This window comes from Pilosibacter sp. NGB245, from assembly GCF_057397225.1.
In genome coordinates this window covers 2,307,839-2,329,337 of sequence record NZ_CM171584.1, presented here as the reverse complement: position 1 = coordinate 2,329,337, position 21,499 = coordinate 2,307,839, and the positions used below count along the sequence as shown (strand labels likewise).

The 21,499-nt window shown below is 50.2% G+C and carries 20 protein-coding genes; 17 read left to right on the top strand and 3 right to left on the bottom strand.

The window, feature by feature from the left end; genetic code table 11:
• Positions 1-24 precede the first annotated feature (24 nt).
• From ACXMYH_RS10585 to ACXMYH_RS10570, 4 genes are all read left to right on the top strand, one after another.
• Complete coding sequence (locus ACXMYH_RS10585) at positions 25-642, top strand: CPBP family intramembrane glutamic endopeptidase (protein ID WP_486554856.1); 618 nt, start codon at positions 25-27, stop codon at positions 640-642.
• A 180-nt stretch (positions 643-822) separates the two neighbouring features.
• Positions 823-2,484: a DUF5722 domain-containing protein gene (locus ACXMYH_RS10580; protein WP_329752686.1), complete on the top strand. Its 1,662-nt coding sequence runs from the start codon at positions 823-825 to the stop codon at positions 2,482-2,484.
• Positions 2,485-2,853: 369 nt separating this feature from the next.
• Positions 2,854-3,255, top strand: a complete 402-nt coding sequence (locus tag ACXMYH_RS10575; RefSeq protein ID WP_486554855.1) for a DUF6465 family protein — start codon at positions 2,854-2,856, stop codon at positions 3,253-3,255.
• A gap of 126 nt (positions 3,256-3,381) precedes the next feature.
• A complete protein-coding gene (locus tag ACXMYH_RS10570) occupies positions 3,382-4,878 on the top strand; it encodes an RsmB/NOP family class I SAM-dependent RNA methyltransferase (protein WP_486554854.1) in 1,497 nt (498 codons plus the stop codon).
• Between the two features lie 14 nt (positions 4,879-4,892).
• On the opposite strand, the gene ACXMYH_RS10565 is transcribed toward ACXMYH_RS10570, so the two are convergent.
• Entirely contained in the window at positions 4,893-5,813 is a 921-nt protein-coding gene (locus ACXMYH_RS10565) for an RluA family pseudouridine synthase (protein ID WP_486554853.1), read from the bottom strand.
• Between the two features lie 126 nt (positions 5,814-5,939).
• Here ACXMYH_RS10565 and ACXMYH_RS10560 point away from each other — a divergent pair, with 126 nt between their 5' ends.
• Positions 5,940-7,286, top strand: coding sequence for a D-alanyl-D-alanine carboxypeptidase family protein (locus tag ACXMYH_RS10560; RefSeq protein ID WP_486554852.1), 1,347 nt, complete (start codon positions 5,940-5,942; stop codon positions 7,284-7,286).
• Positions 7,287-7,453: 167 nt separating this feature from the next.
• Positions 7,454-8,056 carry a hydrolase gene (locus tag ACXMYH_RS10555; protein WP_118532939.1) on the top strand — a complete coding sequence of 201 codons (603 nt, stop codon included), beginning with the start codon at positions 7,454-7,456 and terminating at the stop codon, positions 8,054-8,056.
• A 148-nt stretch (positions 8,057-8,204) separates the two neighbouring features.
• Here ACXMYH_RS10555 and ACXMYH_RS10550 read toward each other — a convergent pair whose 3' ends face one another.
• Both ACXMYH_RS10550 and ACXMYH_RS10545 read right to left on the bottom strand, forming a co-directional pair.
• Positions 8,205-8,579: a NusG domain II-containing protein gene (locus ACXMYH_RS10550; protein ID WP_243015976.1), complete on the bottom strand. Its 375-nt coding sequence runs from the start codon at positions 8,577-8,579 to the stop codon at positions 8,205-8,207.
• 72 nt (positions 8,580-8,651) lie between these two features.
• Entirely contained in the window at positions 8,652-9,680 is a 1,029-nt protein-coding gene (locus tag ACXMYH_RS10545) for an FAD:protein FMN transferase (protein WP_118296978.1), read from the bottom strand.
• A 139-nt stretch (positions 9,681-9,819) separates the two neighbouring features.
• Here ACXMYH_RS10545 and ACXMYH_RS10540 point away from each other — a divergent pair, with 139 nt between their 5' ends.
• From ACXMYH_RS10540 to ACXMYH_RS10490, 11 genes are all read left to right on the top strand, one after another.
• Positions 9,820-10,338: a Gx transporter family protein gene (locus tag ACXMYH_RS10540; protein ID WP_118296977.1), complete on the top strand. Its 519-nt coding sequence runs from the start codon at positions 9,820-9,822 to the stop codon at positions 10,336-10,338.
• Positions 10,339-10,589: 251 nt separating this feature from the next.
• The gene (gene galT, locus ACXMYH_RS10535; protein WP_118532943.1) at positions 10,590-12,086 is read left to right on the top strand and encodes a UDP-glucose--hexose-1-phosphate uridylyltransferase; all 1,497 of its coding nucleotides are present in this window, start codon (positions 10,590-10,592) and stop codon (positions 12,084-12,086) included.
• Positions 12,087-12,342: 256 nt separating this feature from the next.
• The gene (locus ACXMYH_RS10530) at positions 12,343-12,792 is read left to right on the top strand and encodes a hypothetical protein (protein WP_243022360.1); all 450 of its coding nucleotides are present in this window, start codon (positions 12,343-12,345) and stop codon (positions 12,790-12,792) included.
• Entirely contained in the window at positions 12,789-13,751 is a 963-nt protein-coding gene (locus ACXMYH_RS10525; protein ID WP_118532947.1) for an ABC transporter permease, read from the top strand. Before ACXMYH_RS10530 ends, ACXMYH_RS10525 begins: the two co-directional genes overlap by 4 nt.
• Positions 13,752-13,769: 18 nt before the next feature.
• On the top strand, positions 13,770-14,639 hold the full coding sequence (gene cdaA, locus ACXMYH_RS10520) for a diadenylate cyclase CdaA (RefSeq protein ID WP_118532949.1): 870 nt from the start codon (positions 13,770-13,772) through the stop codon (positions 14,637-14,639).
• A complete protein-coding gene (locus ACXMYH_RS10515) occupies positions 14,620-16,059 on the top strand; it encodes a CdaR family protein (RefSeq protein ID WP_486554851.1) in 1,440 nt (479 codons plus the stop codon). Before cdaA ends, ACXMYH_RS10515 begins: the two co-directional genes overlap by 20 nt.
• Before the next feature lie 15 nt (positions 16,060-16,074).
• Positions 16,075-16,338 (top strand): HPr family phosphocarrier protein, encoded by a 264-nt coding sequence (locus ACXMYH_RS10510; RefSeq protein WP_486554850.1) that lies wholly within the window; start codon positions 16,075-16,077, stop codon positions 16,336-16,338.
• Positions 16,339-16,344: 6 nt separating this feature from the next.
• On the top strand, positions 16,345-17,682 hold the full coding sequence (locus ACXMYH_RS10505) for an O-antigen polymerase (RefSeq protein ID WP_118532955.1): 1,338 nt from the start codon (positions 16,345-16,347) through the stop codon (positions 17,680-17,682).
• Complete coding sequence (locus ACXMYH_RS10500) at positions 17,679-18,875, top strand: pyridoxal phosphate-dependent aminotransferase (protein ID WP_486554849.1); 1,197 nt, start codon at positions 17,679-17,681, stop codon at positions 18,873-18,875. The genes ACXMYH_RS10505 and ACXMYH_RS10500 overlap by 4 nt, the downstream gene beginning before the upstream one ends.
• Positions 18,876-18,960: 85 nt before the next feature.
• Positions 18,961-20,070 (top strand): sporulation integral membrane protein YtvI, encoded by a 1,110-nt coding sequence (gene ytvI / locus ACXMYH_RS10495; RefSeq protein ID WP_118532959.1) that lies wholly within the window; start codon positions 18,961-18,963, stop codon positions 20,068-20,070.
• Between the two features lie 188 nt (positions 20,071-20,258).
• Positions 20,259-21,497, top strand: coding sequence for a peptidoglycan-binding protein (locus ACXMYH_RS10490; RefSeq protein WP_215703564.1), 1,239 nt, complete (start codon positions 20,259-20,261; stop codon positions 21,495-21,497).
• The last annotated feature ends 2 nt before the right edge of the window (positions 21,498-21,499 follow it).

Sequence of the window (21,499 nt, the reverse complement as noted above, 5' to 3'; positions counted from 1 at the left end):
GGCAGTATGAAAGGAGAGAAAAAATTGAAGATCAGGATCCGGAGGATTCTTTTTCCAATACTGTTCTGTCTGGCGGTAGCATGTATCATTGAACTTCCGCTTGCGCAGACAACGATTTTCGGGGACGACGTGATCTTATGGGATACCTTGTTCCGCTCAGTCATCGCGGTTCCGATGCTGGTACATCTTTATAGAGAGGATTCGGTGTTCAGGGGAAAAGAACACTGGAACGGAAAAATCGCGGCTGCGGCATTTTTCAGTGGCGCGGGAGTATCTCTGGCGTTCGGCCTTGTGGTGAGAGCGCTTCAGATCTCTGGCGCGGCCCTGGCAGATGAGAGCCTGTTCACAGGAAATCTGTGGCTGGAGGCTGTGGTGCTTCTGGCGGCATCCCCGATCCTTGAGGAATATTTTTTCCGCGGCGTTCTCTATGGAAGATGCAAGGAGCTTGTATCCGCCCCGGCGGCAGCATTTATGACCGCGGCGTTTTTCGGTGTGTTCCACTGGGACCTTGTGCAGGGAATCTACAGCTTCTTTATGGGGCTGATCCTGGCATATCTTATGGAAAAAACGAATACGGTGAAGGCACCGGTGGTGTTCCATTTCGCGGCGAATCTGGCGGCACTTGTTCTGGAGTTTTTTTAGCATGACGGAAAGAGTGTGCTTATATTTTGTATCAAAATCGGTCGGTTCCGGCGGTCCTGATGCCGCAAAGATGGCGAAAAAGGCGGCAGATTGCCGTAAAATCGTAAGGGAATCGTAATTGAATCACCAAAACCCAGATGATAAAATAGTCTAGGCAAAAAAGAAAGGCGGGAAAACGACATGAAAAAAAGAACATTATTCCGCAGTGGTGCGGCGTTTCTTATGGGACTTCTGATGACCGCAGCGGTGGGATGCTTCACGAGCTTTGCTTATGACAGCGCAAGGCTGAAGGCTTGTTCAGTAGAGAACGGAAACAGCATTTCCGTCACAGGAACAGCTACGACCGGCGCTTTAAATGAGGGGGAAACTCCGGATGATGGCTATTATTATCTGTTCGAGCTTCACCCATATGAGTCTGAGATAGGCTCCAGAACGGACTACATCGCATGGAGCAACAAATCCGACAAGTTAAAATTTACCTTAAAATACAGCGGTGATTCCACGGATACGATGCTCTATTCCAGATTCGTGGTTGCGTTAAAGACCGGCAGCACCTACACCCCGATCAGCAATGCGATCTATGTGACGAACCCGGGCGATGTGGCAAAATATCGCGAGGATTACCCGGAGCCGATGAGCAAAAAAGGACTTCTGATCCAGCTCGATATGCTCGGTGACGCTCTGAACCTGGGCGTAAAGCACACGACGGTCAATATCCCGTATCACCAGCTTGTGGGCGGTAATTTAAAATACAAATACAACGGAAAGACCTACAACTTCAACGGTGATCTCATCAAGGATTATGATAAGATGATCAGTGCCTTCTCCGCGAAAGGAATCGTTGTGACGGCGATCCTTTTAAATGGCTGGAACGACAGCTACCCGGAGCTTCACGAAGCCGGGCTTGCGAAGAGAAAGGAAGCTTTCTACTACGGTTTTAATGTCTCCACGGAGCAGGGATATGAGACGACCCGTGCGCTGCTCTCCTTTATGGCAGAGCGCTATTCCGGTGCCCACGATGACTACGGCCGTGTCAGCAACTGGATCGTCGGAAATGAGATCAACAACAACTTAAACTGGAACTACACCGGCCCGATGGACATTGATTCCTATACAAAGCTTTACTCAAAGGTATTCCGTGTGGCCTACACGGCGATCAAGAGCCAGAGCCGGAACGCGAGAGTCTTCTTCTCCACGGACTATGAGTGGAAGCGCGCAAACTCCAACCTGATGTACGGTGCAAAGGATTTTATTGACCGCTTCAACGCCGATATCCGTGACGAGGGGAATATCGAGTGGGGACTTGCCTACCACCCGTACCCGCATCCGATGACGGAGCCGGAGTTCTGGGATGATGATCAGACGGGAGCTGTCAACAATACCGAAGATTCACCGGTCGTAAACTTCAAAAACCTCAACGTCCTGACAGATTACTTCCAGAAGGACATCATGCGCGATGCAGGCGGAAATGTCCGTCATATCATTCTCTCTGAGGAGGGCTTTACATCAAAGAGCGCGACCCGTGGAGACGTCTATGATATCCAGGCAGCGGCATTTGCCTACGCGTACTATCTTGTGGACAACAACCCGTATATCGACGCGTTTATCTTAAACCGTCAGGTCGATGCGGTGATCGAGGTAGAGCAGTCCTGCTCGTTTGGTCTCTGGACAGTTGACATGTCAAGCCCGAACAGGGTCATCGCCGTTATGCCGAAGAATATTTACAACGTATTCAAATATATTGATACAAATAAATCTCTGAAGTATACGGAATTCGCGAAGAAGATCATCGGAATCAACAAGTGGAGCGATGTGATCCCGGGATTTAAGCTGCAGGAATAATTCAAAAGAATAAAGCTGGTATTTTGATCCGGCAGGGCACTTTCAGATATGTGTTCTGCCGGATCTTTTGCTCTATAGGAAAGACCATGTTACATTAAAGTACGAAAGTTATGATTCCTATAGAGCAAAAAATCCCTCCGGGGGATCGCACTGCGGCAGAATGGAATGATGTCGCTAACGCGACCCGCCGCAGGCGGAGAATCCTGCTAAGCAGGATTCTATTTTGCTTACAAATGCCAGTTTTACGGGATTTTATTGACAAAATCCTGACGAGGGCTTATAATGCGCTATGACAATTACTTAGCACGACAACTCAGGAAATGGCAGGAAACAGTTTGGTGTGTCAACATTTTTCGGGAGGATATCATTATGGCAAAGAAGAACCCAATCGCAGCCGCAGCAAAGAAAATGGCTGCAGCACCGGTTAGCAATAACACTGTAGAAGCAGAGGCAACAGTTAAGGCAGAAGCAAAGGCTGAGGCTCCAAAGGCAGAAGCCAAGAAGGCAGAGGAGCCGAAGAAGGAGACTGCAAAGAAGACTCCGGCAAAGAGAACAACAGCAAAGGACATCAAGACATCCGTAGTTGTACAGTTCGCCGGCAAGGAAGTTGCAGAGAAAGATCTCATCGCGGCTGTTAAGAAAGCCTACACAAAGAAAGGCAATAAAGTCGGCGATATCAAGACTATCGAGATCTATGTAAAGCCGGAAGAGAGCGCTGCTTACTATGTAGTAAACGGTGTCGGCGCGGACGATTACAAGATCGAACTGTAATCAGAGTTTCAAAGAAACAGATTTACGGACTGCTGCAGATAGAGATTACGGTCCGTAAAAGAACAGAGACTAAGAAAGAGCGTCCGCCGGGATTTTCCCGACGGGCGCTTTTGAGATCAGGAGACTATGGAAAAAGAGAAGAAGATTAAGCTTCCGGAAGCATTCGTGAAAAAGATGGAGAAGCTTCTTGGCAGTGACGCGGAACCGTTTTTTGAAAGTTATGACGCGGAGCGGAAATTCGGTCTGCGGGTCAATCCGTTAAAACAGAAAAATGGCTGGACGGCAGAGGCGGGAACGCCTCTGGAAGAATACCTGGGAGGACTTGCAAAAGTTCCCTGGGCGAAGGAAGGATTCTACTACGAGGCAGATATGCGCCCGGGACGTCATCCGTTCCATGAGGCGGGGGCATACTATATTCAGGAACCAAGTGCCATGTCCACAGCGGAGGCATTAGCCCCAAAGCCCGGAGAGCGGATTCTGGATCTCTGTGCGGCACCCGGAGGAAAATCCACCCATCTTGCGGGAAAAATGGGCGGGCAGGGGCTTTTAATCTGCAATGAGATCCATCCGGCCCGGGCAAAGATTTTATCCCAGAATATTGAGCGCCTCGGCATCGGAAATGCGGTGGTGACGAACATGGATCCGTTTCAGCTTGTGCCTGCGTTTCCGGAGTTTTTTGATGGGATCGTGGTGGACGCGCCTTGTTCCGGAGAAGGAATGTTCCGAAAGGATGAGAATGCCAGAAATGAGTGGAGCCCGGACCATGTCAAACAGTGCGCAGGGCTTCAGGACGGGATTCTGGACTGCGCGGCAGCCATGTTGAAAGATGGCGGACGGATCGCGTATTCCACCTGTACATTTTCACCAGAGGAGAATGAACAGAGTGTAGCGAGATTCCTCTCGCGCCATCCGGAATTCTCTGTGGAAAAGCCGGAACTTGCGAAGTACTTCTCTGCCGGACACCCGGAGTGGGCAGACGGGAACGAAGAGCTGGAAAAGACAGTCAGGATCTGGCCGCATCTTGCGGATGGGGAAGGACATTTTCTGGCACTGCTTGTGAAAGGAGAGAACTCCGGGGACACTGTGACGGAGGCAGATAGTCAGAACGCTGCGGAGATCGTGGAGAAACGGAAGAAGGGCAGCAGGAAAGACAACAGAAAAGACGATGGCGCCCTTTCTGAGGCAGTCTCCGCATTCCGTGAGTTTGAAAAAGAGAATCTGATGGATGCAGAAGATCTGGAGGACAGAAAGAAATTTCTGCTGTTTGGAGAAAATCTCTACCTCGTTCCGGAGATGATGCCGGACCTTAAGGGGCTCAGGGTCTTAAGACCGGGGTTACATCTTGGAACAGCAAAAAAAGGCAGGCTTGAACCGTCCCATGCTCTGGCCCTGTTTTTAAAGAAAGAGGAAGTGAAGCAGATGGTGGAGGTCGGTTTTGGGGCTCTTGCCTTGAAATATCTCCGCGGAGAGACGCTGCGGGAGGAAGATTTTGAAAATCAGGGAATCCCGGCAAAAGGCTGGGTTCTCGTGACGACCGGCGGCATGTCACTTGGGTTTGCGAAAGCAGCCGGAGGAATGCTCAAGAACCATTATCCGAAGGGCTTGAGGATTCAGGGAGGCTGACGGAACCTGTTTCGTTAAAAGACAGGCCCTTCCGGATTTTTGATGTCCGGAAACAGGTTCTGCATATCCTGCGGCAGCGGAGCAGAGAATTCAAGCTTCTCCCCGGTCGCAGGGTGGGAAAAGCTCAGATAGGTGGAATGAAGCGGCTGGCGGTCGATCAGACGGTAGTCCGGGCAGTAGAGAAAATCCCCCGGCAGTGGGTGCCCGATGGCTTTCATATGGACGCGGATCTGGTGTGTTCTTCCCGTCTCCAGCAGGAGGCGGATGAACGAGAGGTCGGCGTCCTTGTTGTATGCGATGGTCTGATAATGGGTCACGGCAGCCTCACCCCGCTCCGGATCGCAGACGCGCTCAATGGTAGAGCCGTCTTTTCTGGCGATCGGAAGGTCAATGGTGCCGGAGTCAGCTGTCTTTCCGGAAACGACGGCGGCGTATTCCCTGTGGATCGCATGATCCTTCACGGCCTCAGAGAGAATACAGGAGCTGTAGGGATTTTTTGCCAGAAGTATAAGCCCGGAGGTATCCCGGTCCAGACGGTTCACGGCGCGGAATACGAACGGTGTCTCCTCATTCCTGTAATACCAGGCGATCGCGTTTGCCAGCGTGTTCTCGTAATGTCCCTGAGATGGATGGACCGGCATTCCGGCAGGTTTGTCGATCACGAGGACATGTTCGTCTTCAAAGACGACAGAGAGATCCGCAGGAACCGGAACGATCTGCTCAGAAGCCTTTTTCTCCGTAACATGGACGTCCAGGCAGTCCTCCGGCTGGAGGACTGTGTTGGAAAAGACGGTTTTCCCATTTAGGAAGAAACTTTCCGCGGTGTTCCGCAGGTGGACCACAAGGCGGGATGAATAGCCGGAATCCAGAAGAAATGCAGCGATGGACCGGCCGCTTTCCGATTCGGTGATTTTGTAGGTTAAAATTACATTCATGAAATATCCTTTTTGATAAAATACGGGCAGTCAGCAGATTTCATTGTACCACAGGAAAAATTGCGCGGCAAGTCTTAGAAAGCAGACGCATATGTTGTGATAAATATGCATCGGAAGTCCTGAAACATGTGGAAGAATCAAAATATTGCGGAGAAGGCACGGTCGTGGGCCGGCAAATGGACCAGACCGACAGAAAAGATGGAGAGAAAGCGCGGTGCGTCCCTGATTGTGCAGCTCTGTCTGGGAGCGTTCCTGGTTTTTTCGGCTGCAGTTCCCGGAAATTATCCGTATGCGGAACACAGCGGGAGTCAGGCTGGTCAGCCTGCGCTGGAATCGGCGGCAGCGCAGCCGGAGACAGATCCTCTCCTTCTGAATTCCCGTGCCGCTGTTTTGCTGGACGGCGATACAGGGCGCGTTCTGTACGGAAAAAACGAGACGGAAGTCCTTCCGATGGCCAGTACCACGAAGATCATGACCTGTATTCTGGCGCTGGAAAACGCCGGGCCGGACACGGAAGTTCTGATCTCAGATCGCGCGGCATCGATGCCGGAGGTAAAGCTGCATGTGAGAAAAGGGGAAAGATACCGCCTGAGAGATCTCCTGTACTCCATGATGCTGGAATCCCACAATGATTCCGCCGCAGCAATCGCTGAGGCCGTTGGAGGCAGTGTGGAGAATTTCGCGGATATGATGAACCGGAAAGCGGTGGAACTCGGGTGTGAGGATACATATTTTCTGACGCCCAACGGACTGGACGCAACGGAGAGGGAGAGCGGAAAGATCCATTCCACAACGGCGGAAGATCTGGCGCGGATTCTCAGATACGGGATCCTGCTCTCTCCGGCGAAGGAAGAATTTCTTGCCATCACAAGAGCACCGTCCCATACGTTTTCAGATCTCTCCGGCGATAGAAGCTTTTCCTGTATGAACCACAATGCTCTTCTGACATCCATGGCGGGTGCGGTCTGCGGAAAGACCGGATTTACGGGAAAAGCAGGGTATTGTTATGTGGGGGCGGTAAAAAAAGGAGAAAAATTATTGATTGCAGCACTGTTAGGCTGCGGATGGCCGCCCCATAAGACATACAAGTGGCAGGATATGAGGAAGCTTGTGACATATGGGGAGGAAAATTTTGAATATCAGGAGATCGAAAAACAGGGGCTTGGGAAATCTGCGGTGATTTCAGTGGAAAACGGTGTAATGCCGGAGGTGAAGATTCGGATCGAGAATGGGAGTGCAGATGAGAAAACACTCCGTGTCCTGCTGGGGAAAGATGAAAAAATCCGGGTGAGAACGAAGATAGCAAAGGCTGTGGATGCACCGGTGGAGGAGGGCATGCCGGTGGGGCAGAGAGATTATATGATTGATGGGATTATTCTGGACAGTGATCCGGTGGTGACAGACGGGAAGGTTGACCGGTGGGATTTTGGATATGCAGAGAGGATCGTGATGATGAAGTTCTGGCTCTACTGACATTGGTCGCGAACAGTAACGTTCTGGCAGTAACATGTGATGGGAATCCTGTTATCATACATACTTGAATTATAGGGAAATCCTGTTATACTGATAGAAAAGAAAATTGGTAACTGCAAGGGTAGCGGACAGTTACTGAAAATCTATCAGTACGGAGGCATAAAAGCATGCAGACAAAACTTACAAGAGAGGATGCCATCGAGCTCCTCAGAAAACACAACAAAGAACCGTTCCACATTCTCCACGGACTTACCGTCGGGGGAGTTTTAAAATGGTACGCGAATGAGCTTGGATATGGGGATGAAGCCGGATTCTGGGAGATCTGCGGAATCCTTCATGATATTGATTTTGAGGAATACCCGGAAGAACACTGTCTGATTGCCCCGCGCCTGTTAAAAGAAGGCGGAGCGGAAGACGAGGTGATCCATGCAGTCTGCAGCCACGGATACGGCATCCACGAGTGGATCAACGCAAAGCCGGAGCATGAGATGGAGAAAGTCCTCTTTGCGGCAGACGAGTTGACCGGTCTGATCTGGGCGGCAGCGAAGATGCGCCCTTCAAAGAGCACGAAGGATATGGAAGTATCCAGCTTAAAGAAAAAATTTAAGGATAAGAAGTTTGCGGCCGGATGCTCCAGAGACGTCATCACAAAAGGGGCGGAAAATCTCGGCTGGGAACTGCCGAAGCTGATGGAGATGACGATCCTCGCCATGAGATCCTGCGAGGACTCTGTTGCGGAAGAGATGAAAGAGATGGGACTGGCGGAATAAAAGCGGAAAGCCTGTGAGATGGAGTACGGACAGGAAATTTAACAGAGAAATAACAAGTGAAAACCTGAGAAGCTTTTTGGGCTCCTCAGGTTTTTAAGCTGGTGGGAAAACTTTTCTATCGTCCGGTCGGGTTTCCCTCCCGGTCCTGTCATTTCACGCTCTTGATCTGTGCGGTCATTTTGTTCGGCAGGCAGACGATGATCTCGCCGTCCATATGGATCTTCCCCTGGTGAACGCAGATCTTATCGGGGCAGGTCGCTTCGGAGACCCAGACTTCCCCGTCTTTGATGATCAGATGGTTTGTGCCGCCGGATGCACCATCGATCGTGAGTTCCTGATCTTTTGCGAGATCGAGTGTCTCGACGACGTTTCCGTCGACAGAGATCTCGACGACTTCTGCCGGGCTCTTATGCATCAGCTTTGTCCCGAGAAACAGAAGAGCGGCAGCCGCAAGGACCACGGCGATCAGGATCAGGTCCTGTTTCTTAAAAAGTGTGTGTTTCATGTCTTTATTTTCTGTCATAAAAATCTCCTGAAAACTCAATAACCAATGAGGCTGCAGTGCCTGCGGATCCCGGATGCGCTGAGCCGGGGATCATTGTTTAATGATAAAGTCTTCCATCCCGTCCGAATAATAAACGTGATAATCCTCATCGATAAAGCATGCATAGATCCCGTCGAGGGAATTTGCAAGCTCCAGTCCTTTTTCAAGTCCGAGAGAAAAGCAGGTGGTGGAGAGACCGTCACCGTCCACGGATTCTTCGGAAAGGATCGTCACGGAGATCAGCCCGTTATCGTAAGGATACCCCGTTGCCGGATTTAAAATATGATGGTAATTTTTTCCGTCAACCTCAAAATGGCGTTCATAGACGCCGGAAGTGACAACGGAGAGATCATCGATGCCAAGCACCTCAAAAGTCTCATCGCGGTCCGCAAACGGTTTCTGAAGTCCGATGTGGAACTTGCTCCCATCCGGCTTTTCTCCGACGCAGAGAACGTTTCCGCCGAGATTAATGATTGCGCTCTTCACGCCGGCATCCAGAAGCTGATCCTTGATACGGTCGGCGATATATCCCTTTGCGATAGATCCGAGATCGATCGTGGTGTCAGGGGAAAGGAACGTCAGGGTGTTTCCGGAGAGGACCAGGTTGTGATAATCCACTTTCGGAATGTCCGCTTCAATGTCCGCCGCATCCGGGATCACAGCCTCGCCACTCGTGAAGTTCCAGAGGGAGCTCAGCGGTTCGATCGTAATGTCGAAAGCGCCGCCGGACTTTTCGCAGTATTCCAGACCTTTCGATAAGAGCGCCGCCATATCGTCGGAAACCGTGACGGTGTCCGTAGTCCGGTGGTTGATCTGATAGAGTTCACTGGTCTCTAACGTCTTGCTGAAAATGTTTTCATACTCTTTACAAAGTGCCATCGAATCGTCTAAGATAGAGGAGTCGTCAGAATCGTAGAGGGTGATGGTGACGAAGGTGTTGAGCAGAAAATCGGAACGGCTCAAAGGAGTCTCAGGAGTGAGAAGACCCGGACCGTCACTATTTTGGCATCCACTCAGTGCCATGCCGGAAACGAGGATGAGACCGGCGGCACAGATGCTGAAGATTGTTTTTTTGTTCATATTTGTACTTCCTGTAATTTGATGGATGATCGTAACTTTCCGATCAATGAGGAGCCGTTACGCCGGATCCTCATAATATCTGATTTTTTATTCTAACAAACAGACTTTTGAAAGTCAAGAAAGACGAGGGATCGATCCTATGTATCGAGAAAAAAAGGCGATAAATATCGCATTGTACGGACTTCTCATCGCACTCGCCATGGTGCTCAGCTTTGTTGAGACGCTGATCCCCATTCCGATCCCGGTCCCGGGCGTAAAGCTTGGACTCGCGAACCTTGTGACGGTGGTGGGACTTTACCTGATCGGGATCCCCGGAACGATCGCGGTGACCCTGATCCGCATCGTTCTTGTGGGTTTATCTTTTGGAAATCCATACAGTATGATCTACGGGCTGTCAGGAAGCTTTCTCAGCCTGTTTGTGATGGCAATCTTAAAGAAAACGGGAAAACTCTCCCAGATCGGTATCAGCGTCCTCGGCGGCATCGCCCACAACATCGGTCAGATCACATTCGCAGCTGTCATTGTCCAGACAGCAGGCGTATTTTACTATCTCCCGTTCCTCCTCGCCGCCGGCTGCATCGCAGGAACCCTGATCGGAGTTGTCGGCGGGATCATTACAGAACGCCTGATGCACGCAATGCGCGGTATAAAAAAATAAAATACCGATTGTATTGAGGGGATATTTTTACTATAATGAATGGTAACAGGTTGCAGGTGCGCCCGATTGTTTCGGAGCATTCTCTCAGGCAAGTTTACTTGTCTGAGAGAATGATGCGGAATAATCGGGCATAGGGCGACCGCCCTATGCTTCTCGTTTTTCCATCGGAAAAACAAGAAGAGCGCACAAAAACCAGCCAATCAACTATCATGCAAGCTAACATATAACCGCAAAATCGGAGGGGATACATCATGATTGAAATGTCAGTAAAAAAACTGGTACAGTATGGAAAAGAAACAGGCCTGATCGAAAAAGAAGACGAGATCTACGCCAGAAACCAGATCCTGGAAGTTCTCGGCATGGATGAATATGAAGAGCCTGGCGAGATCGTGGGGACGATCAGCCTGGAAGATACCTTAAATGAGCTGACCGATTACGCGGCAGAACACGGGATCCTTGAAAACAACAGCGTTGTGTACCGGGATCTCTTTGATACGCGGCTCATGAACTGCCTGATGCCGCGCCCGAGTGAGGTCGTAAAAAAGTTCCACAGTGAATATGAAAAGTCCCCGGAGGATGCGACCGGTTATTTCTATAAACTGAGCCAGGATTCCAACTATATCCGCCGTTACCGCGTCTGTAAAGATCTGAAGTGGATCACAAAGACAGAGTATGGGGATCTCGATATCACGGTAAACCTCTCCAAACCGGAGAAAGATCCGAAAGCGATCGCAGCTGCAAAGAACATGAAACAGAGCGGATATCCGAAATGCCTGCTCTGCATGGAGAACGTCGGCTATGCGGGCCGCGTCAATCATCCGGCGAGAAACAACCACAGGATCATCCCGCTGACTTTAAACGGGGAGAACTGGGGATTCCAGTATTCTCCGTATGTCTATTATAATGAGCACTGCATCGTCTTCAACGGAAAACATACGCCGATGAAGATCGACCGGAACACATTTAAGAAATTATTTGATTTCGTCACGATGTTCCCGCACTATTTCCTGGGATCCAATGCGGATCTCCCGATCGTTGGCGGTTCCATCCTAACCCACGACCATTTCCAGGGCGGAAGATATACCTTTGCAATGGCGAAGGCGCCGGTGGAAAAGAGTTTTACAGTCAATGGATTCGAGGATGTGGAAGCCGGGATCGTAAAATGGCCGATGTCCGTGATCCGGATCCGTGGGGAAAAGAAAGAGCGGCTGATCGATCTTGCAGACAAGATCCTGACTGCATGGCGCGGATACACAGATGCGGATGCGGATATTTATGCGGATACAAACGGAGAACCGCACAACACGATCACCCCGATCGCGAGATTCCGCGATGGGAAGTTTGAGCTGGACCTGGTGCTCAGAAATAACCGCACCACCGAGGACCGCCCGCTCGGCCTGTTCCATCCGAACCCGAAGCTGCATCACATTAAAAAAGAGAACATCGGACTGATCGAAGTCATGGGTCTTGCGGTCCTTCCGTCAAGACTGAAAGAAGAGCTTGCCCTGCTCGCAGCTTATATTGTAGAAGGAAAAGACATCCGCAGCGAAGAGTCGATCGCGAAACATGCGGACTGGGTGGAGGAATTCCTTCCGAAATACGAGAAGATCACAAAAGACAATGTGATGGAGATCCTGCAGGATGAGGTCGGTCATGTATTTGCGAATGTTCTGGAGGATGCCGGTGTCTATAAACGCACAGAGGCAGGCCGGGAGGCATTCGGAAGATTTATCGCGTCCCTGAACTGAAGATCCTGCGGACGCATATGCAGAATGGGAGTGAATCACTGCGATCACGTTACATTTTCCTTAATATTTTCATAAATGTAAGGACGGTGTCTCGCCAAGCGCAGGAAAATATGTTATACTTGATAACTGTTTAACGAGAATCAGCAGAAATTCTCCTGTCGCTGCCGGTGGTGAGGAGAGTGGAAGATGAGAAACTCAACGGCAGCGGCGGCAGAGAAAAATCAAAAGGAACGGTCTTTTCAGCAGCCTGTATCTGATGCCGGAACGTGAAAAGGAGACTGACATGTTAAATGAGGAGAAGATCCGTCTGATGACGGGGATCGCCATGTTTGAAAAGAAAATGATGAAGGAATCCATTCCTGCGAACCGGTATTTTAAGAGCGATTATGTGGGAAGCCACCTGATCCGGTCGTTTATCGCGTATTCACTGACCGTCTGCCTGTGCCTGATGCTATGGGTCCTTTACCGTTTTGATGATCTGATCAATGCGATGGCAGTCGACGATCTGCTTTCACTTGGTGCACGCCTTGTATTTTACTATGTGGCAGGACTTCTCGCATATCTTGTCGTGACCTGGAAGATCTATTCGAGACGCTATGATGAGGCGGTGGGAAAACTGAAGATCTACCAGGCAAAACTCCGGCGGCTGGATAAAAAGTACAACCAGCAGGGAGTGAAGGAAAACGGGGAGGAAAAGAGTAAGTGATCGGACTTTTAGTATTTAAGGAAAAACTGAAACAATTTTATGGGAAATATAATATTTACATCGTACCGGTCGTAAGATTTCTGGTGGGATTTCTCACCTTCTGGCTGATCAATGCGAATGTGGGATTTATGACAAAGCTGAAAAATCCGCTGATCCCGGTGGTAATGGGACTGATCGCCTCCTTTATCCCGTACGGAGTGACTGCGTTTTTAGCCGGGATCTTTATCCTGATCCATGTTTCCCAGGTGTCTCTGGAGATCGCCCTGATCATCTTTGTATTCATGCTCGCGGTTACTGTCCTTTACTATGGTTTCCGCCCGGGGGACGGATATCTTCTGCTCCTGACTCCGCTGCTGTTTTTCCTGCGGATCCCGTATGTGGTCCCGCTCGTCGTAGGTCTTTCCGGAAGTCTGGTCTCGATCGTTCCGGTGTGCTGTGGTGTCTGCATTTACTATATCCTGATGTATTTAAAGCAGAATGCGGGGACACTGACCGGAAGCTCCATGACGGAGATGGCGGACCGTTTTATCCAGATCGTAAAAAATGTGTTCGGAAATGAACTCATGTGGGTCATGGTGGCTGCGTTTGCCGCTGCGATCCTTGTCGTGCTCATTATCAAAAATCTCTCGGTGGATTATTCCTGGTCCATCGCCATCGTTGCAGGAGTGATCACCCAGCTTGCTGTGATCTTTGTGGGAGATTTCAACTTCAATCTTCCGGTATCTGCCGGTTCCATGATCTTTGGGATCGTTGTCTCGGTGGTGATCGCCCTGATCTACCAGTTCTTTGTATTCGCAGTGGATTATACGAGAACAGAGTATCTGCAGTATGAAGATGATGATTACTATTATTATGTAAAAGCTGTCCCGAAGCTCACGGTGTCCGCACCGGACGTAAAGGTACAGCGGATCTATTCGAGAAAAAACGTGAGACGCGAGAAAAATGAAACGCGTGAATAATTGTACGGAGGTAACAAAATGACAGAATTTCTTGGGAATATGTATTCCTGGTTTACATTTATTCCGAAGATCACATTGTCGAATCTTTTTGAAATTCTGATCCTCACAGTCCTGATCTATGAAGTCCTTTTGTGGGTAAAGTCGACGAGAGCAGGAGTGCTGCTGCGGGGTGGTATGATCATTGTCGGATTCTATCTGCTGGCGGCGATGTTCCATCTGAATACGATCACCTGGATCATCAACCATATGGGCCAGCTCGTATTGACGGCTCTCATCATTATCTTCCAGCCGGAACTCCGGAAAGCGCTGGAGCAGCTCGGAAGCAAAAACATCATCACAGATCTTTTTATTTCCGAGAATTCCAGACTCCAGGAGGGATATACGGAAAAGACCGTAAACGAGATTACACGCGCTGCCTTCGAGATGGGAAAAGTAAAGACAGGAGCGCTGATCGTGATCGAGCGCGACACTCCGCTTCCGGAGATCGAGCGAACAGGGATCCCGGTGGACGGGATCGTGACGAGCCAGCTTCTGATCAATATTTTTGAGCATAATACGCCGCTTCACGATGGAGCGATCATTATCCGCGGAAACCGTGTGACCTCTGCGACCTGTTACCTGCCGCTTTCTGATAACCTCAGCATCAGTAAGGATCTCGGAACGAGACACCGCGCAGCTCTGGGGATCAGTGAGAGCACGGACAGTCTGACGGTGGTCGTATCGGAGGAGACCGGACGGGTATCGCTGGCAGAACGCGGAAGTTTAAGAAGGATCAACAGTCCGGAAGAGCTGAAACTTGCGATCGCTGCGAAGCCGCAGGAGGAGACTGTATCCGGCCCGTTCAAACTTCTGAAGGGATGGCATAAAAATGAAAGAAAAGCAGAATAAAAGATGGGGGCTTTTGCTGATTTCCTTCCTGTGTGCTTTTTTAGTCTGGCTGGGAGTTGTCAATGTGGCAGATCCGGTCATGACGGATACGGTCGAGGTGCCGGTGGAGATCGTCAACAGTGATGTCCTCACAAAGAATAATCTGACTTACGAGGTTGTCGGAAAGTCGACGACGACAGTGCAGTATGAGGTAAAGACGACGAATGCGTATCGGATCCGTTCTTCAGATTTCCGTGCCTATGCGGATATGACGGATATGTGGTCTGTGACAGGAGCGATCCCGATCAAGATCGAGGTCTTAAATCACTCGGAGTACCTGGTATCTACCCCGGTAAGCCGGAGCGGGACCATCAAGATCGAGACGGAACCTCTTCAGAGAAAGACATTTACGATCGGGGTTACGACGACGGGAATGCTCGAGGATGGTTACCAGACCGGTAAAGTGACACTCTCACCGGAAACACTTACGGTGGAAGGTCCGGAATCCCTGATCGGGCAGATCAGCAGTGTCGGGGTCGAGATCAATTTAGACGGAAAGAATGCAGACTGGAGCGATTCGGAGGAGCCGAAGTTCTATGATGCAAATAACAACAGCATTACGATCAGCGACCGTCTGATCAGCAACTGCAAGAGCGTGGATTACACCATGGAGATCCTGAAGGTGAAGAATCTGAGCCTGGACTTCGATGTCACCGGTGAGGTGGCGAGCGGTTACCGTTATTCAGGTGTGGAATGCGCGCTTAAGAGTGTGCCGGTAGTTGGATTAAAGAGCGCTCTGGCGTCCTTAAATACCATCACGATCCCGAAAGAAGAGCTGGATGTTACCGGAGCAAAGGCGAACATCGTAAAGACGATCGATCTGAATGATTACCTGCCGGAGGGAGTTTCCCTTGCCGGAATGGACAGCTCCGAGATCACGGTGACTTTGACCGTGGAGCCGTTAAAAGAGCAGGAATACACGGTGCGCATCAGTTCTGACTGTTATGTTGGCGCTAACAGTTCCTACAGCTATCAGGCGGAACCGGCAACCGTTACGATCCGGATCCGAGCGCTTCAGGAGGAACTTGACAGCCTGCGGTTCACATCCGATGATCTGAGTCTGAATGTCTCAGGAATGGGAGAGGGAAGTCATCAGATTCAGCCTACACTGAACAGAGAACTGGATTCGGCGTATGATCTGCTGGGAATCTCCAGCTGTGTGGTAAATGTTACAAAAGAGCAGGAATCCGCGGCAGAGACAACACCGGAGACAACCGTAGAGGAGACAACTAAAGCGTCTGAGATTACTGCAGAGAGCAGCAAAGAGGCGGAGACAGAGGAGGAGACCACCGCAGCAGCGACAAGACATGCGGTGATCGTCCCGCCAGAGACAACAGAAGCTCATCAGGCAATCGGACTTCAGACGTTATTTCGAAATTAGGAGTTAAAAATACTTATGGTAAAGCAAAAAGTTACAATTGGAAACCCGACCGGTCTGCACTTGAGACCGGCAGGGCTTCTGTGCAAGGCGGCATTGCGGTTTCAGAGTTCGATCAAATTTGAATATGAACACACGACAGCAAATGCAAAAAGTGTACTGAGCGTGCTGGGGGCATGCGTAAAGTGCGGAGATGAGATCGAATTGATCTGTGATGGAGCGGATGAGCAGGAAGCCATGGCCGCGATCACAGAGCTGATCAACAGTGGTCTCGGAGAGTAGGCTGATATGCTGGTTTATGTGATCTGTTACGGCGCTGCCATGCTTTTTGCATTCAGCGCCCATTTTACCTTATCGGGGATGTCGCTGCTCCTGGCAGCGGTCTATCTCTATCTGAGAGAATACGGAAAGAGTGGAAACCCGCTCCATCTGCGCGGGCTGTTTTCCTTGTTCTATGTAGGCGGAGAGGGGATTTCCTGTCTGAAGCTTTCCAGACTCCAGACAGAGTGGAGCCTCGAAACCTGGGCATGTTTTTTTGTCGCATTTGCGGCATTCTGGAATGTGTATGAACTTGCAGAAAAGCGGTTCAGCAGAAAGAAAACGGAATCCGCAAAGGATGGTAATGTTCAGAAAGAATGTCTGCAGAGCGGATTTACGCAGGCAGCTGCCGCAAAATACGGGGATCATATTTTTATAGCGATTGCCGGACTTACAGCATTGTCGTTTGCGGCGTTTCTGTTTGAAGCAGTCCGCCTGGGATATGTTCCGTTCCTGCTTCGCGGGGTGCCCCATGCATATTCCTATTTCCATATCTCAGGAGTTCATTATCTGACGGTTTCCTGTGTGCTGGTCCCGTCGATGGAGGTTCTTCTCTGGTTCTACAAGAGAGAGATGAAAAAAACGGAAAAGATCCTTTCGCTTATTCTGACAGGAGTCGCTCTTCTGATCCCGGTGCTCTGCGTATCGAGATTTCAGCTGATCTTTGCGGTGATCCTTGCGGTGCTGACCTTTATGATCGTCAGCGGACACAGAAAACTCCGGTATCTTTTCTTTGCTGCGGCAGGACTTGTTCCACTCTATGTGATCCTGACGATCGCGAGAAGTCACGATGTGACGTATCTCAACGGGATTTTCGAGATGAAGAATGCAGCTACGCCGATCTTTATCACGCAGCCGTACATGTACATTGCAAACAATTACGACAATTTTGACTGTCTTGTAAAGCAGCTTCCCGCCCATTCGATGGGATTAAAGGGAATGTTCCCGCTCTGGGCTCTCTCCGGGCTTAAATTTTTAAAGCCGGTGCTCGTGGACTGGCCGATCTACGTGACGAAGGAGGAGCTGACGACGGTCACCTTGTTCTACGATGCCTATTATGATTTTGGTATCGCCGGTGTATTTTTCTTTTCATCGGTACTCGGAGTCCTGTCTGCGTGGCTTTCTTCGAGGATCTATCCGGGAAGAAATCCGGCCTGGTATCTGTTTTATTCCCAGGCGGCTCTCTATTTTATGCTCTCGTTCTTTACAACCTGGTATTCCAATCCGACGACCTGGTTTTACTTTGCGGTGACCGGTGCCTTTGGAATTTTCTTAGAGATAAAAAATAAACGGAGGAAACAGTTATGATATCAGAAAAAATGAAACCATTTATGGCAAACAATTCCGCGATCCGTGCAATGTTCGAGGAAGGAAAGCGCATGGCGGCCATTTACGGAAAAGAGAATGTCTATGACTTCAGCCTTGGAAATCCGAATGTGCCGGTCCCGCAGGTGACAGAGGCGATCCTTGATGTGGTGAAAAATGAGGATTTCATGACACTCCATGGATATATGAGCAACGCCGGTTTTGAGGATGTCCGCCAGACGATCGCGGATTCTTTAAATAAGCGTTTTGGAACGAATTTCTCATTCAAAAACCTGATCATGACGGTCGGTGCGGCCAGCGGTTTAAATATCATCTTAAAGAGTATTTTGAATCCGGGCGATGAAGTGATCGTATTTGCACCGTATTTTGTGGAATATAATGCGTATGTGAGAAACTATGACGGAAATGTAGTGATCATTTCTCCGGATACGGAGACATTTATGCCGAAGCTTGATGAGTTTGAGGCGAAGATCACTGCCAGAACGAAGGCTGTCATCATCAACAATCCGAACAACCCGACAGGTGTTGTCTATGATGAGGCGACGATCAAAGCACTGGCTGCGATCATGGAGAGGAAGGAGAAGGAGTTCGGCACATCGATCGTACTGATCTCTGATGAGCCGTACCGCGAGCTTGCTTACGGCGGAGTGGATGTTCCGTTTGTGACAAAGTTCTACCACAATGCGGTTGTGGGATACTCTTACAGTAAGTCTCTTTCTGTTCCGGGTGAGCGTATCGGATATGTTGTGATCCCGGATGAGGTGGATGACTCCGCTGCGCTGATCGGTGCGGCTACGATCGCAAACCGTGTGATCGGGTGTGTGAATGCGCCGTCCCTGATCCAGAAGGCACTCCAGTACTGCATCCAGCATGATGTGACGGTGGATCTTGCAACTTATGAGAAGAACAGGAATCTGATCTACGGGGCATTGACGGAGTACGGGTTTACTTGTGCGAAGCCGGATGGAGCGTTCTATCTGTTTGTGAAGTCACCGGTTGAGGACGAGAAGGAGTTCTGCGAGGTGGCAAAGAAGCATCATGTGCTGGTGGTTCCGGGAAGTTCGTTTGCTTGTCCGGGGTATGTGAGACTGGCTTATTGCGTGTCTTATGAGCAGATCGAGAGGTCACTGCCGGCGTTTAAGGAGATCGCGAAGGAGTATGGGCTCTGCAAGTAAGAATGATATATAAAGGGGGATCTGCCTGGGTAAAATACTGTAGATGAGAAAAGCAGGATTTTTACGTGGATAGGAGGTCCGCAAAATGAATTTCAGAAAGTATATGGGAATTATTTTAAATATTGTTGTGCCATTAGCGATCATCTACGCGGTGTGCGTATGGGGATTGCGGCTGGTGGTGTTTTTCCTGCCGTTTGTGATCGGGTGGATCGTGGCGATGATCGCGAATCCGCTGGTCCGGTTTCTTGAGAGAAAGCTGAAGATCGTCCGCCGCCATGGTTCGGTGATCCTGGTCGTCGGGGTTCTTGGACTCGTGATCTTTGGATTTTATGGGCTGTGTTCCTGGCTGTTTCAGGAGATGACGGAGTTTGTCCAGGCGCTGCCGGAAATTTATGGATCTGTTCAGGGCGAGGTCAATCAGGCGTATGCCCGGATCGGCGGTCTTTTGAAGTATCTTCCGGCGGACACGGAAAATACGATCGGTGCGATCCTGGAGAACGCGGGCGGTTACATCGGGGACTTTGTTCAGAAGATCGCGGCATCGGCGGGCGGAAGAGTGGTCCGCACGCTCCCGGAGGTGTTTGTCAATGCGATCATCATCTGTCTCTCGTCGTATCTGTTTCTTGCGGATCATGACAGGATCGTGGAGACAGTGAAGCAGTTTACACCGGAACCGGTGTTAAAGTATGGGAGAATGGTGAGGAAGGATGCCCGGACGCTGATCGGCGGATATTTTCTTGCACAGTTTAAGATCATGTTCGTGATCGCGATCGTTCTTGTGATCGGAATGCTGATCCTTGGGGTCCCGTATGGGATTTTTCTTGGGATTGGGATCGCGATCCTTGATTTTCTTCCAATGTTTGGAACGGGAACGGCGCTGATCCCGTGGGCGGTGGTGAAGCTGTTTACCGGTGAGTACGGGTATGCGGTCGGTCTCATCGTACTTTATGTCCTGACACAGGGGATCCGCCAGGTGATCCAGCCGAAGATCGTCGGTGACAGTATGGGACTTCCGCCGTTAGCAACTTTGTTTTTCCTTTATCTTGGTTTCAAGTTCCGCGGCATCGCCGGAATGATCATCGCAGTGCCGATCGGGATCCTGTTTATCCGTTTTTATGAGTACGGAGCGTTTGACGGACTGATCCGGAATGTGAAACTGCTTGCGGAGGAGATCAGGAAACTGATGGAGGGCTAGATTCCCATTGATATCGCGACAGTCGCCAAGGTCTCGCGCAAGCGCGGACTTTGGCTCGTTGTTTGCGTAAATATAAAACAGGCATTTTGGAACGAAAGAAGGTTCTGGAATGCCTGTTTTTATCGGTGATGAATCATCCGGTCTGTCACGGCATAAAATAAAATGATATTCGATCGATCGAGGATAGTATGGCACAGGGATATTTGCAAGTTGATGTTGTATCTGATGTGAACAGTTTTCCGGTGCAGGATGCAGATGTTGCGATCGCCAGGACAGAAGAGCCGGATAAGATTATCGAGGAGACGCGGACGAACAGTTCCGGGCAGACGGAGAATCTTTCATTAGATGCACCGCCGCCGGAACTTTCCTTATCGCCGGAGGAGACGGAGCGCCCGTACGCGGAATACACGATCCGGATCACGGCTCCGGGATTCAAACCGTTTCTTGTTTCCGGGACGGAAGTTCTGGCGGATGCGACGGCGATCCAGGGGATCCGTCTGCGTCCGCTTTCCAATGCACCGACCGGAGAGCAGACGGAGACGGTGACGATCCCGGATCATACGCTCTATGGGGATTATCTTCCAAAAATCGCGGAGAGTGAGATCAAACCGGTCACGGAAACAGGAGAGATCGTACTCTCCAGAGTTGTTGTCCCACAGACCATCGTGGTGCATGACGGCGCACCGACCAATGCGTCTGCACCGGACTATTATGTTCCTTACCGTGATTACATCAAAAATGTGGCTTCCAGTGAGATCTATGCGACGTGGCCGCGTTCTGCGATCGTTGCGAATGTGCTGGCGATCATGTCCTTCACGTTAAACCGCGTCTACACGGAATGGTACCGCAACCAGGGATATGATTTTACGATCACATCATCAACCGCGTATGATCATAAATGGATTTATGGGCGGAATATTTTTGAGTCCATCTCTGTCGTGGTGGATGATATTTTTGATAATTATCTTTCGCGGCCGGGAGTGAAACAGCCGATCCTGACACAGTATTGCGATGGGCGGAAGGTTCGGTGTCCGGGGTGGTTAACGCAATGGGGCAGCTGCGAGCTCGGAGAAGCGGGGTATAGTCCGATCGAGATCCTGCGGAATTTTTATGGAGATGATATGTATATCAATACGGCGGAACAGATTTCCGGCATCCCGGCATCGTGGCCGGGATATGATCTGAAGATTGGTGCCACCGGTGATAAGGTGCGGCAGCTGCAGGAGCAGTTAGACGCAATCTCCAGCGTGTATACCGCAATTCCGGATATTTCCCCTGACGGGATCTACGGTCCGGCTACCGCGGCAGCAGTCCGGGAATTTCAGTCGATCTTCGGATTGCCGCAGACCGGAGTGGTGGACTTTGCCACCTGGTATAAGATCTCCCACATTTATGTGGGAATCACCAGGATCGCAGAGCTGTCATAGAT

Coding starts and splice junctions, on each gene's coding strand:
- ACXMYH_RS10550 (WP_243015976.1), bottom strand. CDS start 8,579: ATGACAGAAAATAAAGACATGAAACACACACTTTTTAAGAAACAGGAC.
- ACXMYH_RS10500 (WP_486554849.1), top strand. CDS start 17,679: ATGATATCAGAAAAAATGAAACCATTTATGGCAAACAATTCCGCGATC.
- ACXMYH_RS10490 (WP_215703564.1), top strand. CDS start 20,259: ATGGCACAGGGATATTTGCAAGTTGATGTTGTATCTGATGTGAACAGT.
- ACXMYH_RS10565 (WP_486554853.1), bottom strand. CDS start 5,813: ATGAATGTAATTTTAACCTACAAAATCACCGAATCGGAAAGCGGCCGG.
- ACXMYH_RS10540 (WP_118296977.1), top strand. CDS start 9,820: ATGTATCGAGAAAAAAAGGCGATAAATATCGCATTGTACGGACTTCTC.
- ACXMYH_RS10555 (WP_118532939.1), top strand. CDS start 7,454: ATGCAGACAAAACTTACAAGAGAGGATGCCATCGAGCTCCTCAGAAAA.
- ACXMYH_RS10505 (WP_118532955.1), top strand. CDS start 16,345: ATGCTGGTTTATGTGATCTGTTACGGCGCTGCCATGCTTTTTGCATTC.
- ACXMYH_RS10580 (WP_329752686.1), top strand. CDS start 823: ATGAAAAAAAGAACATTATTCCGCAGTGGTGCGGCGTTTCTTATGGGA.
- ACXMYH_RS10510 (WP_486554850.1), top strand. CDS start 16,075: ATGGTAAAGCAAAAAGTTACAATTGGAAACCCGACCGGTCTGCACTTG.
- ACXMYH_RS10515 (WP_486554851.1), top strand. CDS start 14,620: ATGAAAGAAAAGCAGAATAAAAGATGGGGGCTTTTGCTGATTTCCTTC.
- ACXMYH_RS10575 (WP_486554855.1), top strand. CDS start 2,854: ATGGCAAAGAAGAACCCAATCGCAGCCGCAGCAAAGAAAATGGCTGCA.
- ACXMYH_RS10570 (WP_486554854.1), top strand. CDS start 3,382: ATGGAAAAAGAGAAGAAGATTAAGCTTCCGGAAGCATTCGTGAAAAAG.
- galT (WP_118532943.1), top strand. CDS start 10,590: ATGATTGAAATGTCAGTAAAAAAACTGGTACAGTATGGAAAAGAAACA.
- ACXMYH_RS10560 (WP_486554852.1), top strand. CDS start 5,940: ATGTGGAAGAATCAAAATATTGCGGAGAAGGCACGGTCGTGGGCCGGC.
- ACXMYH_RS10530 (WP_243022360.1), top strand. CDS start 12,343: ATGCCGGAACGTGAAAAGGAGACTGACATGTTAAATGAGGAGAAGATC.
- ACXMYH_RS10545 (WP_118296978.1), bottom strand. CDS start 9,680: ATGAACAAAAAAACAATCTTCAGCATCTGTGCCGCCGGTCTCATCCTC.
- cdaA (WP_118532949.1), top strand. CDS start 13,770: ATGACAGAATTTCTTGGGAATATGTATTCCTGGTTTACATTTATTCCG.
- ytvI (WP_118532959.1), top strand. CDS start 18,961: ATGAATTTCAGAAAGTATATGGGAATTATTTTAAATATTGTTGTGCCA.